The organism is Pseudoalteromonas sp. Angola-7, from assembly GCF_028599255.1.
GTDB lineage: Bacteria > Pseudomonadota > Gammaproteobacteria > Enterobacterales > Alteromonadaceae > Pseudoalteromonas > Pseudoalteromonas atlantica.
Genome location: NZ_JAQREL010000006.1, coordinates 222,212 through 237,057, shown reverse-complemented (window position 1 = coordinate 237,057; position 14,846 = coordinate 222,212). Strand labels below are relative to the sequence as shown.

The following is a 14,846-nucleotide window of genomic DNA, read 5'->3' as shown; positions in this document are numbered from 1 at the left end:
ATTAAAAAAGAGACAAAATACCCAATTATTATGGAAATAGAACTCCATAATAAAATAGGTAAATAAATAAAATTCCATTGCACATAGCTGTTATCCTTTTAAATTAATAATACCTTATTAACTGTAACGGGGGTTTACAGTTAGGTTATATTTAGCTCAGTTAATTTATTCCATACACTTTCGCCACCGGGGTGCAAAGCCGCATGATATCTATACGCATAGTAAGTTATTGGCACGCAGTGGTGCTCACTCCCTACAACTACCAAGGTATTATTTTTAAGCTCGTTTGATATAACGTAGTCGGGCAGCCAGGCAATACCATTGCCCGCTACAGCGTGCACTTTTAAAAGCTCAGTCATGGATGAAACAAACACCTTTTTAAGCTTAGCGCCCGATATAATAGGCTCTAACTGCCGCCCCATGTAGGAGTCGAGGCTGTAGGCTAAATGCGGTATAGGCGCTGCGCTTTCTAGGTTATATAAGGCTTTGCCTTGCTCGTCACAGGCGCTAACAGGTAACAACTTAGCATTACCTATTTTTTGATGACTAAACGGCGGCAGTTTAAGGCGTTCGTTATCAAAGGCAATAAGTAAGTCGCATTCACCTTGCTCTAGCGCTTCGGTGGCTTTATCTACGTCTATAGCCTCTAAATTAAGTACAATGTCGCGCTCATCTTGCGTTTGAAAGTTAGCGAGTTGTAAGGTTAAAAAACTCGCTAAAGAATGTGCGGCCGCAACCTTTACAGAATAATTTTGCTGCACCGACAACTCCTCAAGCATGCTAACCGAGGTATTCATTTGGTTAACTAAATTACGCGCCGTTATATGAAATATTTTACCGCTTGGGGTAAGGGTAATAGGCAAGTTTTCTCGGTCGATTAGGGCTGCGCCAAGGGCATCTTCAAGGGCTTTTATACGCCGACTAAATGCAGGTTGCGTAATATGCCTAAGCTTTGCCGCTTGCGAAAAGCTTTTTGTGTGCGAGAGCGTTAAAAAATCTTCTAACCATTTACTTTCAATATTCATAGCGACCACTTAGTTATGCAATTTGTGCATGGGTGGTAAAATAATAGCATTATTCAAACTAAATAAAACACTATAAATTAAGCCTATAAACTCAATAACCGGAATGCAATCATGCTTAGAACTCTTGGCGTATTAGGCGGAATGGGGCCTTTGGCTACCGCCTCATTTATGAATCAGGTAATTGCGCTATCGCCCGCTAAAAATGATCAAGAGCATATACCTATGTTTATAAGGAATATCCCGCAAATTCCTGACCGAACAAAATTTTTAATGGGTCTTGAAGACGAAAACCCATTTTTTGAGCTTAAAAAGGGCTTTAAAGAGCTAACAAGTGTAGGTGTAAGTTGTATTGTTATTCCGTGTAATACCGCGCATTACTGGTACGACGCGCTCACTAAAAATGCCGATGTACACACCATTAGCATTGTAAAAAGCGTTATAAAACAAGTAAAAGCCACGGGCAAACAAAAGGTTGGTATTTTAGCCACTACCGCTACGCTTAATATGGGCATTTACCAAAATGCGTTTAAGCAGCACAATATTGATTTTGTTGAACCAAACACTCAACAACAAGCAGCCATAATGGATGGCATAACCGCCGTAAAAGCGGGCGATTTAAATAAAGGTCGCCACTTGTTAAGCAAGGCATACGACTTAATGCTTGCTCAAGGTGCTGACTGCGTGTTGTTTGGCTGTACAGAAATACCGCTTGTGTTAAATGAACAAGCCAAACACTCGTCAGACACCTGCCTAGATACCATCGCTATTTTAGCGCAAGAGTGCGTTAATTGGGCATATGCAAACGCCCATCAATCAACGCTTTCAAGTGTGGCATAGAAAATATCAGTTTAAACTAGAGCTAATTAATTTAGCTCTTTTGCAAAGCGTTTTCGATAGCGCTTTGTAAGCTTTGCAGCGCGTATTTGGTCACTTATTAAAGTAAAAATAGCCGAGGCATTTGCTTTAACGCGTTTGCCTTGGCCCACTCGGCGAATTTGCCTTTTTACCAGCGCCATAGTGGCAAGCCCTGCAAGGGTTTTGTCTTTAAAGGTAACACGCGGCATTAACAGCGGCTGCACTGAATTACTTTGCCACGCATTAACTAAATTAGGCTGATAAGCCAGTGCCGTGGCCATACCAACGAGCGCTACGCCTGAGCTAATTACTTTATTTGCCACATCTAATCGGCTAATGCCACCGGTGGTCATAATGGGTATGGTTGATTGCTCGCTAATTGCTTTGGCAAACTCTAAAAAGTACGCCTCACGTGCAAGTGTACGCTCATCGCCTGTTTGACCTTGCATAGCCGGTGCTTCGTAACTTCCGCCCGAAAGCTCTACAAAATCAAGCTTTAATGCACTAAGCATATTAACAACTGCTTGCGCATCATGCGGTTCAAAGCCGCCGCGCTGAAAATCGGCTGAGTTTAACTTAACCGATACCAAAAAACCGGCGCTGCATTGCGCTTTAATACTACGTGTTATTTCAAGTAATAATCGCGCGCGATTCTCAAGGCTACCACCCCATTCGTCATCACGCTTATTAGTTAGTGGAGATAAAAACTGCGCTAATAAATAGCCATGTGCAGCGTGTATTTGCACGCCATTAAAACCTGCTTTTTCGGCCTGTTGCGCTGTATGGGTAAAACGAGCGATAACATCACTAATCTCTCTTTTATCCATAGCTGTTGACTGGGCAAATAAGTGAGAGTGCTTACCCATATTAAGCGCAATATCAGAGGCACTTAGCGCTTTACCGCCCATTTTTTTAAATACTTGGCGGCCAGGATGATTTATTTGCATCACAATTTTACAGTCGTTTTGCTGCCCTAAACGAGCAAGCTCTGCAAAAGGCGCTATATCGGTTTGCTGCTCAAGGGCAAGGCCGCCTGGCCCTGTCATTGCAAGGTGGTCAACCATAACATTGCCGGTAATAATTAACCCGCAACCGCCTTTTGCCCATTCGTTGTATACATTTTTAAGCACTTGCGATGGCGTTAGATCGGCCTCTGCGAGGTTCTCTTCCATAGCGGCTTTTACTACTCGGTTTTTAAGCGTTAAACCGCTTGGTAGGGTAAAGGGCGTAAATACAGCAGATTGTTCAAACTCAGACATAAATATAAACCATAAATTGACATTACAGGCACTATAACCTTAAAGTCAGCTTTAAGGTCAACCCGCTTTTTATAGTAGAGGTAATAATGAAAATAGGTGAACTATCTAAGCACTCGGGTATTGCAGCAAGCACCATACGGTATTACGAAAGTATAGGGCTGCTGCCACACAGCACGCGAAATAACAACGGGTATAGGCAATACGATAAGGCCAGTGTAGAGCAGCTTAAAATGATTAAGTTTGCACAAAGTTTAGGGTTTTCGCTTGAAGAAATCCCCTCCCTGCGTAAACCTAATGAGGAGCTAGATCACAACGCCATTATTGAGCGCCTCACTCAAAAACAACATGAAGCTAATGCACTAATAGAGCAGCTACAGCGTAAGTCAGAGCGTATTGGTAATTTAATTACACTGCTTAATGCAAGTTGGTCTAATGGAGAGTGTATAGGCGATGAAAAAATAAATGAGTTATTGAATGAGGTGGAGTATTAAAGGCGTAAGCGAGTACATGTGAGCTTTAGTTGTATTAGTTTTGCGGCGCTTTACCATGAAAATTGATATAAAGCTTTTGTAATTTGGCAGGCACTAGAGGCCAACCAACCGCAATAGTATGAGAACTTGCGCCCCAAAATAATGTTTCTACGTAATATACGTCTATGTATTCAATTACTTTTGCCTCAGCGTTTACTAGCTTTTCAGCCATAAAACTTAAATAACGCTGGGATTGCTCCACGTAGCCAAGAGCAAAAGCGTGTGTTGTGGCTTTAGAAAATGCCTCCATTTTAAACGTGGTTTCATCTTCATCATATATGTGCAGCAACGCTTTGACTTCAGGGAATTGAGCAGTAATTTCGTGCAATAACTTATAAATTACAACATCCGTTTTCATCACTTGAACTCCGCGCTTAAAAGTCCAAAGCATTTTAGGTCGTGAAACTGCCCTTTCCAAAAACCACTTTGTCGCCTTGTGCCTTCTTCACAAAAGCCAAGCTTTATTAAAAGCGCCTCTGATGCGTTATTTCCTGGTACTGTGTCGGCTTGTATTCGATTTATAGCACCGCAACTTAGCAACCCATCAAAGGCAGCTTTTATAATCATATGAATAGCCTCAAAAGCATAGCCTTTACCCCAATACTGGCTACTAAGGTCGTAACCAATAAATGCGTGCTTCATTGGTACTGACCAACTATTAAAACCACAAGTACCTATTAACTCATCAGTATTTTTTAAACGGATAGCCCAGCGGATCCCTTCTCCATTTTTATACCGAATATTGAAAAATTTGATTAACTTATAGGCCTGAGAAACTTGAGTAAAGGGCGCCAGATCATAGTATTTAGTAACACCTTGGTCTGAAAAAAGAGCAAAAATAGCGTCTCTATCCTCATAATTTATAGGGGTTAACGCTAACCTTTGCGAATTGAGTAAGGGAAAAACCATTAACCTTCCTTTTGATGTATAAAACAGTAGAGATAAATCGAACTTAATCCAGCTCTAATTGGGCTTTTTCTACGCTTTCGTTTGGTAGCTCTTTTTGAACCGATACACCTAGCTCTTTAAATTCTGAAGCTTGTTTAATTAAGTTACCTTTACCACGGTAAAGCTGTGAAAAGGCTTTATCGTAGCTTTCTTTTGCGCGGTCTAGTTGTTTGCCAACACCTTCCATACTCGTTAAAAAGCCATTGAGCTTGTTATAAAAGCGCTCTGCACGATTCGCCAGCTCTTTAGAGTATTTAGTTTGCTCTTCAAAGCGCCACAGCTGTTTAACAATATTAAGGCTTGTAAGCAGAGTCGTTGGTGTAGCAACTAAAATGTTTTTTTCGATAGCTTGTTGGTAAATATCGCTTTGATATTTAAGCGCCTCTACAAATGCAGATTCTATAGGCACAAACATAATAACTACTTCAGGCGAATTTATACCAGGGAGACGATCGTACGATTTACTGGCAAGCTCGTTAATACGCGCGGTAACAGCATTTACATGCTCTTTAATTGCTTGGCTAGCCTCTAGCTCATTTTCGGCATTAACGTAGCGGGTATAAGCATTTAGCGATGTTTTAGCGTCAATCACTAAGTGGCGGCCCTGAGGTAAATACACCACTACGTCGGGGCGCAGTCGACCGTCTTCGGTATTAAACGATACTTCGCGTTTGTAGTCGGTACCCGCGCGCAGGCCTGCGCTGTCGAGTACGTTTTCGAGCATTAGTTCGCCCCAATTACCTTGGGTCTTTTTTTGCCCTTGTAAGGCATTACTAAGTTTATCGGCTTGCTCGGTAATAGCTTGGCTTTTAGCTTGCAAGTGCAATAGCTCAGTTTTAAGGGCAGCACGTTGTTTTAAGTCTTCAACGTGAATCGATTCCATTTTATCTCTAAAGCCTTTTAGCTCGCCTTGAACTGGCTTTAATAGTTGCTCAATGCTTTCTTGGTTTAACGTTTTAAAGCTTTGCGATTTTTCTTCTAAAATTTTATTAGCTAGGTTTTCAAACTCTTTTTTAAGCACATTTTTGCTTTGCTCGATTTGTGCAAGCTGTTCGGTAAAGTTTTGCTGCTTTTGCTCAAGCGTAGTTCGCATATTATTAAGCTCAATATCGCGCTGGTTATATTGCTCTCGCAAGGCACTAAGTTCGCCTTCGGCTTTACGCCAAAAATGGTTGTATTGAACACTTTGTTTTTCTTGCTCGCTAAAGCGAGTTTTAAAATGCTGCGCTTCATCGCGTTGCTCTTGATGTGATTGCTCGAGCAGCTCGTGCTCATCAAATAAGGCCGTGTATTGCAGCTGTTTATTGTCGTACTGGTTTTGTAATAAAGATAACTGTTGCTGTTGCTCGCTAATGTGTTGTTTTAATTTATTACGAGAAGGGAGCGACACTAGGCCATATAGTACGAGCCCTGTTGCAAGCCCTGCGCTGGCACTTAACCAATCTATATGCGTTAATAGCTGAGTAAACATAAAATAAACTTATAAAATTTAGAGACATGCCATCATAACGAATAAAGGTAGTGGGGGGTAGGGCGTAACATTTACTAAAGGCATAAAAAAAGCCAGCTAAAAGGGCTGGCTCAATCATTACTAAATTTAGTAACCAATCAGGGAAATCAACATGAAGCTTGTGATAACTGCAATTAATCAACAAGCGTAATAGTAGACGCCACTCATTAAATTAAGTTCACATAAAAATATAAATAATTATAAAAACTAAAATGTGGGCATAAAAAAAGCCAGCTTAAAAGGAGCTGGCTCAATCATTACTAAAATTAGTAATTAAACGGGGTAAATCAACATGAAGCTTGTGTTAACTGCAATTAATCAACAAGCATAATAGTAGACGCCGCACACAAAATTAAGTTCACATAAAAATATAAATAATTTAAAAATTAAAATGTGGGCATAAAAAAAGCCAGCTTAAAAGGAGCTGGCTCAATCATTACTAAATTTAGTAACCAATCAGGGAAATCAACATGAAGCTTGTGATAACTGCAATTATTCAACAAGCATAATAGTAGACGCGTCCTTTTAAATTTAGTTCAAACAATTTATAAAAATGTATTTTAAGGTGTTAAATATAGGCATAAAAAAAGCCAGCTAAAAGGGCTGGCTCAATCATTACTAAATTTAGTAACCAATCAGGGAAATCAACATGAAGCTTGTGATAACTGCAATTATTCAACAAGCATAATAGTAGACGCGTGTTTTTAAATTTAGTTCAAACTATTTATAAAAAATGCAATTTAAGGTGTTAATTACAGGCATAAAAAAGCCAGCTAAAAGGGCTGGCTCAATCATTACTAAATTTAGTAACCAAACAGGGAAATCAACATGAAGCTTGTGATAACTGCAATTATTCAGCAAGCAATATAATAGACGCCGTTTGGTTAAATTAGTTCACATGCTAAGTAAAAAAATTAGCTTTTTATAAGTGATAACATTTGCTGCTCATCAAACGAAGTAAAGCTCATTGATTTATCGGTAAATAATGCATCAACAAGCGCTTGTTTATCTTGCTGCATTTTAAATACCTTTTGCTCTATTGAATTGCTCATAATTAATTTATAAACAAACACTGGATTTGTTTGGCCAATACGATAAGCACGATCGGTGGCTTGTTTTTCAACAGCCGGGTTCCACCATGGGTCAAAGTGAATAACGGTATCGGCTTGAGTTAAGTTAAGCCCAGTACCGCCTGCTTTTAAACTGATTAAAAACACCGAGGTTTTGCCACTGGTAAATTCGTCAATAACTTTGTCGCGATGGCGCGTTTGCCCAGTTAGGATACTAAATTTGATATTTATGTCGTTTAAACGCTCTGCAATTAAATCGAGCGCAGAGGTAAATTGACTAAAAATAATCACTTTACGACCAAGGCTTAGCATTAACGGCAAATGCGTAGTTAGCCATTCTAATTTTGCTGAACCTGCTTGTGTTTCTGGCTCAATTAATTTTGGATGACAACAAATTTGCCTTAGCTTTAGTAGCGCTTCTAAAAATGCGAGCTTACTTTTTTGTGCGCCTTGCTCAGCAAATAAGTCGATGAGCTTTTCTTCTAGGGCGTGCGTAATACCTTGGTACATATCTTTTTGCTTAGGTTCAAACTCAAACTCTTTTAACAGCTCTGTTTTTTGTGGCAGCTCTTGAGCTACCTGCGCTTTTGTGCGGCGTAATATAAACGGCATAATAAGCGCTTTTAGTTGCTCAGCTCGCTCTGAATCGGCTTCGCGCTCAATAGGTGTTTGAAAGTGCTGTTTAAAGTGCGCTTGCGAGCCAAGTAATGAAGGCATTGCAAAGTCGAGTAACGATTTAAGCTCAAACAAATTATTTTCGATTGGCGTGCCGCTTAAACATAACTTAAAGTCGGCATTTAAACGCTTAACTAAGCGCGAGACTTGTGCAGTATCGTTTTTAATATATTGCGCTTCGTCTAAAATAATATTTTCAAAATAAAGTGGCGAGTAGTAAGCAATATCACGCTTTAATAATGGGTAAGTAGTTAAAATACACTGCGCTTGCGCTAAATGTTGTAAAGGCTCATTACGTTGCGAGCCAAAAATAGTGGTTACTTTAAGACTTTTAGCAAATTTGGTTATTTCGTTTTGCCAATTACTTACCAAACTTGTAGGGCACACTATAAGAGTAGGCCCCGCTTGCGGGCGATTAAAACTGCTGGCTAAAAAGGCAATAACTTGTAGCGTTTTGCCAAGCCCCATGTCATCAGCAAGTATGCCACCTAATTGGTGGCGCTTTAAAAAGCTAAGCCAATCAACGCCTTGTTGCTGGTATTCACGTAGTGTTACCGACTCATTTAAACCGTGTAAGGGCACCACTGGCATTGCCTGCTCGGTGTTGTTTAACTCATCAAGATAACGCTCCAATGAGTCATCATGAAGGTCTATAGTAACTGCGGTATGCTTTACCAGCTCAGGTAAATAAGAAAGCGGGATATTAAATTCATCGCGTGTTTTTACAAATTCAAAGCGTTGTTTAAATTCGGTCAGTAAATTAATGGCGGCTTTACTAATAACACCAAATTGACGCCCAACAGGATAGTAATAAAACAGCTCACTTTGACGATTTAACGATTGATACGTGGCATCATCGGTATTAAAAAGTACAGCGGCTTTGGCATCACTTAATTGTACTTTACAATGCATTTGGTGACCTGCAGCACGGTTTACATCGAGTGTAACGTGCCCTTGGGGGTCGGCTACATTTACTTTAGTTTGAGTTACCTGCCAGCCACGCTTTTTAAAGCCAGGAAACACTTCGTAAACAAGCCAATGTAAATGTATAGGTGATTGTTTATTAAATATAAACTCACTTTGTAAACCCCCTTTACAAAACTCAAAACCTAAATTTACTAACTCATTTGTTACTGTGTTTTCAAATGCACTATTTATTAAACTCGCGGGTGCTGTTCCCGCTAAATAATTTTTATTTTTATATTTAAATAATAGCGAAACTTTAAGCCCTTGCTCATCCATAGTGGCTTTTAAAACAGCATTACCAAGTTGCTTAACATTGACTTGTTCGTTATTCGGATGCGGAATAACACCGGCGCCAAAATTGTCGGCAAGTTGTTTATAAATGCGATCAAAATTAGCATCGTGAAGTGCGGGAATTGATTGTAAATGTGCTATTTCGTCGGCGCTAAGCTGTGTTCTGATCCGGCCGACTTTAAAGTGATCGAGGTCTAAATAAGCGGGCGGCGTGGTTTTTATCAATGCCCAATTTTTACTGTGTTCAAGCTCAATAATTAACTGCGATAACTCGTTTTGTTGCTGCCAATTAAAGTTAAGCGATTGCCCAGTTTGCGCTTTAATAGCAACACGAGAGCGTTGTAAAAATAAACGGTCGGTGGCAATTAATTGTTGTAAAGCGCTAAAGCCCCATTGACCTTTTAGCTCTAAATTACCCACTGCATTTTGCGAGCGAATCCAACTAAAGAGTCTAAAGTCACTTTCGAGCAAATCGTTTGGCGTTACAAAGCTATTTAATTGTTGCTCAGTTAAATTGCGCCCTAGCGTGTAATTATTATTTTTGTCGTAATTGGCAATTTTTGGCGTTAAAAATACTTTATTGTTTTCAATGTCTAATACAAATAAAAGAACTTGCGAAGGAGCTTTAGCATCAACACTTTTAAGTGCTGTCAGTTCACTAAACCAATCGTTAATAAAGTAGTCTTCTCCGTATTCACCTGAGTGCTCTATTTTAAGTTTAAATAATACAGCGGCTAAGTGCCTACATTTGGTTTTAGCATTACAGGTACAATGCGTATCAACAGAGTAACCAGTAGGTACTTTACTGATCTCAATGCGTTGGTTAAATGCTGATCCTGTGTCGCCTTGTACCGTTGAATCAATAACAGCAAAATCACTGCTGTGCTCTAACCAACTAATTTGGCCGTTTTTATAATACTCTTTGCCTTTATCGAGCACGTTGGGCCTAAACAGCTTTTTTATAAAGCGCTCAGAAAGAGGGAACAAGGTTGCCTGCTCATTTTTTATTTCTTCAAAAATAGCCAGTAAATCATTTTTTGATAAGTTAGCAGACATGTCACTCTAAGTATTAAATTTTTAAAATAATTCTGCCAGTATATTCTTTAACTGCGCACAGCAAAAGTAATATTAACGTTATATAAACTGGTTGGAGCTGCTAGGTTAGTAAAAAATCGGTTTATACGTACTTTATGGCACTTTATCTGCCAAAATGAGAATAGATAAACAGAAAACACACATGTTACAAACAATTTATTAACAATGCAGGGGCTTTACAGATCAGTTTTTTACTAACAAATTAAGATCCAGCATCAAATAGTCGTAAAAACTAAATTCAGTTGGTAAAAATGTGATCTTTAGAGCAAAAATGAGGGATTTGTAGGTTATAAATAGCAAAAAAGATCAGGATCTTACTAAGTAAAAAGCCCATTAGATCAGAATTTAACTAACCTAACAGGCTTTTAAGATCACTATTTTACTAAGTAATACTGGGCTAATTAAACGCGCTTAACAGCTTAGTAAGTTGTTCTAAGCGTTTGTCAGTCAACACTTTATTATCTATTTTAATAGATACGTCACCACTTTTTAAATTACGTTGTACGTTTATAAAGTTGTTTTCAAATACAGCTTCACGTTTAGCAACCGCGCTAGGCTCGGTAGTTAAACGTTTAGTAATTGCCATAGCGCGCTTGTCGTCGCTTGTAATGGCGTTAATCTCATCGTCTGTATGTAATTCGCTAACTAGGGCGTTAAACGCCTGCTCGTCGCGCTCCTTTGCACTAACAAGCTTTTTAGCGACTTCTCTGCCTACGTGATTAGCCGTTGGGTAAAGTGAAATTACATCAGCGGGGATTTGCTCGTACGCTTTAATGGCATCTGCAATTGCGGTGTGCGATACACCTTCAATAGCGGCAATTTCGCGATAAGAGCCTTTTTTACCTTGCTCAATAAGATCGTTTTTAGTTTGTTGATAAGCTTGCCCTAGTTCCCAAAGGCTTGGGGCTATGTACTGATCTGAAGATACAGCTAAAATTTTAGCGTCTTGATCGGTAAAATCAGGAGAGCTTAAAACTAAATAATCGGCATTACCTAAAATACATGCCTTTCGACGACGTGAACCGGCAAGTACTAAGTTAGTATTTCCCTGATCCCAAAGTAAAGCAGGGTGTTGATTACGTCCATCTTCACTGATTGCAGGTAAAATATCAGAAACCGACTTTTCGTTTAATAGCGCTTGTACACGGCGGTTTTTACCGTAAACCGTGGTGCTAGATTCAATATCTGCATGAGCAATAACTTTACACACTAAGGTTATTTCGCGTGTAGGGTCGCTTGGCGCTGGCATTCTTATTACATCACCAGCGCTTGCTTGCTCAAGTAATGCATCGAGGCTGCTATTGCCTACGGCAGTTGCAAATGGATCTAAGCGGGTGTCGTTTTTACGTTTTGTAGCCATTTTTATGTAACATCCTTACTTAGTGTTGTTAAGTGATGATTGGGTTGACTCCCAATTAGAACGAATAAGCATTTCTAATTCGTCCACAACATCTTTAATATTTTCTTGCGCGCGTAATAAAGACTCGCGACTAGCTAAACTATCCGATGCTTTTTGATCAAATATGGTATTAAAAGACGATGAACTAGCCGTAATTGCCGAGCTGTGATTAATTGGGTAGCTCATTACTTGGCGGCCAAACGCACTACGTACATCTTTAACAATATCGCGCTGTGAATGATTACCCTTAACGTAATTGGTCACTAAAAACTGCATAAAGTCCCAACCTTCATGACCAAGTGCCGCTACTGTGTGGTAAATCTCACCTAAACGCTTTAAATATTTATTGTTAGCATCAAAATCTACAGCTTCTGGATGAACCGGAATAAGCATCGCCGTAGAGGCCATTAAAGCATTATAAAACATAAAGTTAAGAGTAGGAGCTGTGTCGATTAAAATAATATCGAATTCATCTTTAACCGGCTCAATAACCTTTTCTAAAAGCTTATGATAATGACGTGTTTGTTCGTAATTAGAGGTGTCTTTTAAAAGTGTTGCTGTCTCGTGTTCAAAGTAAAAGTCATCCATACCTGAGGGTAAAACACGAATATTTGGAATATGCGTAGTCACAAAAGCACTAGAAACAAACTCTGGCCAGGTTTCGCCTTCGTCTAAATCAATACAATCACGCATTAAGTCGCCTACCGTAACAGGGTCGTGATCGTTAGAAGGGAAAAAACTAGAAGACGAACCTTGAGGATCTAAATCAATAATACCAATACGATAACGTTTGATATTAGTCGTCGCCAATGCAGCAGCAATATTAACCATACTGGTTGTTTTACCACAGCCACCTTTAAGTGAATTAATAACAATAACTTGGAGTTTATCGTTAGCAGTACGGTGATCTGGCTGAATATCCATGATATCGGCCATCGCAAAAATATTAACTAACGTGTACGCATAGTGCCCATTTGCACCACGCTTAATATTTAAATCATCAAAGTCACCATTGTCATGACGACGTTTTAAGGTACGATTATTACACCCTAATAAATCTGCTGCCGCTTTTTGGGTGTAAGTTCTTAATTCTTTTTCTTCTGATTTAAGATGAGCGCGATAGTGTTGTATGCGTCCTTTTAAAGATTTTTCAGCAACTTCGGCTGTTGCTTTTAAAAGCCGGTAAGTACTTAGCGCGTTATTATTGATAGACATACTTTCTTCCTCAAAGTTAGGCAGTTAGTATAATGTCCATTCAAATAGCTGTAAACAACTATTTAAGGCGACATGCATTTTAATAACAAGACATTTAAAAATATTTTTACACCTTTAAGATTGCTTAGTATAAATAAAGAAGTTTAAAGGTGGTTAAATATATAAGGTAATAAAGGTTAAGGGTGTATAATGGCTATATAACTATATGATATTTATAAATAATGTTAAAAAATGCAGATCACCTTTATACTTGGTTAAGATCAGATCTTTATCTACATGCAGATCAGCTTTTTACTAAGCCTTATTTAAATATTAGAGTTATGCACAACTTACTCAATAAGTTATGTACAAAATGACTGTGTGAGATCAGTTTTTTACTAAGTAAATTATAAAGTTATACACTTAAGCTTACGAAGAACAGGGCGTTTAATTGGTATAGATCTGATCTGTAGTAAGTACAGATCAGATCTATGCTAACTCGAAGTGCTGTTATCCACAGCAGGTATTTATTTTACTAACGTTTGTCGTGTAAAAAGTTTAAAAATAGCGCTTTTAATGGACAAAAAATAAATTGAGTTAGTAAAAATTTAGCTTGAGAAGCTTATCTTAGTAAAATAGTGATCTGAAATTAAGCTTATAACTCCCTACTTAGTATAATAATGATCCGTTATGTTTATTTATACTCGGATCAGTTTTATACTAACTTAAACATTTAACTTTTGTTGCTTAATGTGTTGTTATTAGCTGTCGCAATAAAAAATGGAAATCAGAACAATGAGCCGAAAGGTCAACATCTCGGTAGATAACTTGCCCGATACACTTAGGGGCCAAATACACGGGGTGGAAAGTGCAATAGATAACGAAAGTTTAGCACTATTTACAGATAACAAAGATGTGCGAATTTCTATCGAAAATGCCGCTCATGGGTTACGTGCTTATTCAAACACGTTTAACCACTATGATTTATGGGGGCGTTTTGTACGTTCTGGGCATAAAAAATTGCCATTGGAAGAAGCACCTAAAAAAACAATTATTACGCGTAAAATATCCGAAAAAGTAGATGGTATTTTATATGACGGCGAAATAAAAATTACACCGGCCGTTGTAAGCACGCGTAAAGATGGCGAAGACGTAGAATATTTAGTGTGGCCATCGGATAGAGAAGAAAAAGTTGAGCGCGCGTTAATTCGACTTGCATCGAAAGGTAAAATCGTAAAAATCAATTTTAAGTCCGGTATTCAATATGCCGTGGTTTTTTCGATGAACGAATTAGCCCAAGAACTTAAAGCGGTTGGCCAATCAATGCCATACCCACAAATTAAAGAATCATTAGAAGCACTTCAAGGTTCTAAACTTTCATTTAAATACTCGGCTACTGATACTAAAAATACAGATATTGATGACTCTTTTTATGAGTCAAATATGAACTTTTTATCATCTCTTCATTTTAGTGGTAAAAAAGGCCAAGGCGGCAACGTTAAATGTGTTGCATGTTTAAATGCATTTGTTCATAACATGATTGATAACCTTGAATACAAAGGGTATTACTTTAACAGTGCGCAAGAGCTAAAACGTGGTTTATCGCGTTGGATGATGCTGCGTTTATACCACCTTTGGCGTTATGCCGCGCCTGGTAAAACGTATCATTTTAGATTGCTATCTATTATGGAAAAATACGGCTCTATTTATTCAACCGACGATATCACAGAAAACAAACTAAAAGCATTACGCCGTGATATGACCACAACAATGAAAGACTTGATTGAAAAAGGGGCTATTTCAGAATACAGCATTACTAATGTAAAAGATGATAAAACCGGTAATATTATTGATTACACCTATGAAATGCATCCTTCTGATCAGTTTTGTGATGAGATACTCACGCTCAACAAGCACAATAAGCGCATTGAGATCCAAGGTGGTAAACGAATTGTCGAAAACGCAGTTTTAATTGATGAAGATAAAATAGAAGAAATAGTCGAAAAATAACAACGGTTAAAATAATAGA

The 14,846-nt window shown here is 38.6% G+C and carries 11 protein-coding genes; 3 read left to right on the top strand and 8 right to left on the bottom strand.

Annotation, left to right across the window (positions count from 1 at the left end; translation table 11 throughout):
- Nucleotides 1-140 precede the first annotated feature (140 nt).
- On the bottom strand, nucleotides 141-1,025 hold the full coding sequence (locus PSH50_RS10930; protein WP_024033046.1) for a LysR family transcriptional regulator: 885 nt from the start codon (nucleotides 1,023-1,025) through the stop codon (nucleotides 141-143).
- Between the two features lie 111 nt (nucleotides 1,026-1,136).
- Here PSH50_RS10930 and PSH50_RS10925 point away from each other — a divergent pair, with 111 nt between their 5' ends.
- Entirely contained in the window at nucleotides 1,137-1,862 is a 726-nt protein-coding gene (locus PSH50_RS10925; protein WP_273586394.1) for an aspartate/glutamate racemase family protein, read from the top strand.
- 26 nt (nucleotides 1,863-1,888) lie between these two features.
- On the opposite strand, the gene PSH50_RS10920 is transcribed toward PSH50_RS10925, so the two are convergent.
- Nucleotides 1,889-3,139, bottom strand: a complete 1,251-nt coding sequence (locus tag PSH50_RS10920) for an NADH:flavin oxidoreductase/NADH oxidase family protein (RefSeq protein ID WP_273586393.1) — start codon at nucleotides 3,137-3,139, stop codon at nucleotides 1,889-1,891.
- A gap of 86 nt (nucleotides 3,140-3,225) precedes the next feature.
- On the opposite strand from PSH50_RS10920, the gene PSH50_RS10915 reads away from it, so the two are divergent.
- Nucleotides 3,226-3,630, top strand: a complete 405-nt coding sequence (locus PSH50_RS10915) for a MerR family transcriptional regulator (protein WP_273586392.1) — start codon at nucleotides 3,226-3,228, stop codon at nucleotides 3,628-3,630.
- Nucleotides 3,631-3,664: 34 nt separating this feature from the next.
- Here the strand turns inward: PSH50_RS10915 and PSH50_RS10910 are convergent, their stop codons facing one another.
- From PSH50_RS10910 to PSH50_RS10885, 6 genes are all read right to left on the bottom strand, one after another.
- The gene (locus PSH50_RS10910) at nucleotides 3,665-4,027 is read right to left on the bottom strand and encodes a hypothetical protein (protein WP_273586391.1); all 363 of its coding nucleotides are present in this window, start codon (nucleotides 4,025-4,027) and stop codon (nucleotides 3,665-3,667) included.
- Nucleotides 4,027-4,578, bottom strand: coding sequence for a GNAT family N-acetyltransferase (locus PSH50_RS10905; RefSeq protein WP_273586390.1), 552 nt, complete (start codon nucleotides 4,576-4,578; stop codon nucleotides 4,027-4,029). The genes PSH50_RS10910 and PSH50_RS10905 overlap by 1 nt, the downstream gene beginning before the upstream one ends.
- A gap of 43 nt (nucleotides 4,579-4,621) precedes the next feature.
- Nucleotides 4,622-6,088, bottom strand: coding sequence for a DNA recombination protein RmuC (gene rmuC, locus PSH50_RS10900; RefSeq protein WP_004586298.1), 1,467 nt, complete (start codon nucleotides 6,086-6,088; stop codon nucleotides 4,622-4,624).
- Between the two features lie 953 nt (nucleotides 6,089-7,041).
- A complete protein-coding gene (locus PSH50_RS10895) occupies nucleotides 7,042-10,185 on the bottom strand; it encodes a DEAD/DEAH box helicase (protein ID WP_273586389.1) in 3,144 nt (1,047 codons plus the stop codon).
- Between the two features lie 436 nt (nucleotides 10,186-10,621).
- Entirely contained in the window at nucleotides 10,622-11,584 is a 963-nt protein-coding gene (locus PSH50_RS10890; RefSeq protein ID WP_029771890.1) for a hypothetical protein, read from the bottom strand.
- 15 nt (nucleotides 11,585-11,599) lie between these two features.
- The gene (locus PSH50_RS10885) at nucleotides 11,600-12,838 is read right to left on the bottom strand and encodes an AAA family ATPase (protein WP_004586301.1); all 1,239 of its coding nucleotides are present in this window, start codon (nucleotides 12,836-12,838) and stop codon (nucleotides 11,600-11,602) included.
- Between the two features lie 774 nt (nucleotides 12,839-13,612).
- Between PSH50_RS10885 and PSH50_RS10880 the strand changes: the two genes are divergently transcribed.
- Nucleotides 13,613-14,827, top strand: a complete 1,215-nt coding sequence (locus tag PSH50_RS10880; protein WP_004586302.1) for a hypothetical protein — start codon at nucleotides 13,613-13,615, stop codon at nucleotides 14,825-14,827.
- Nucleotides 14,828-14,846 lie beyond the last annotated feature (19 nt).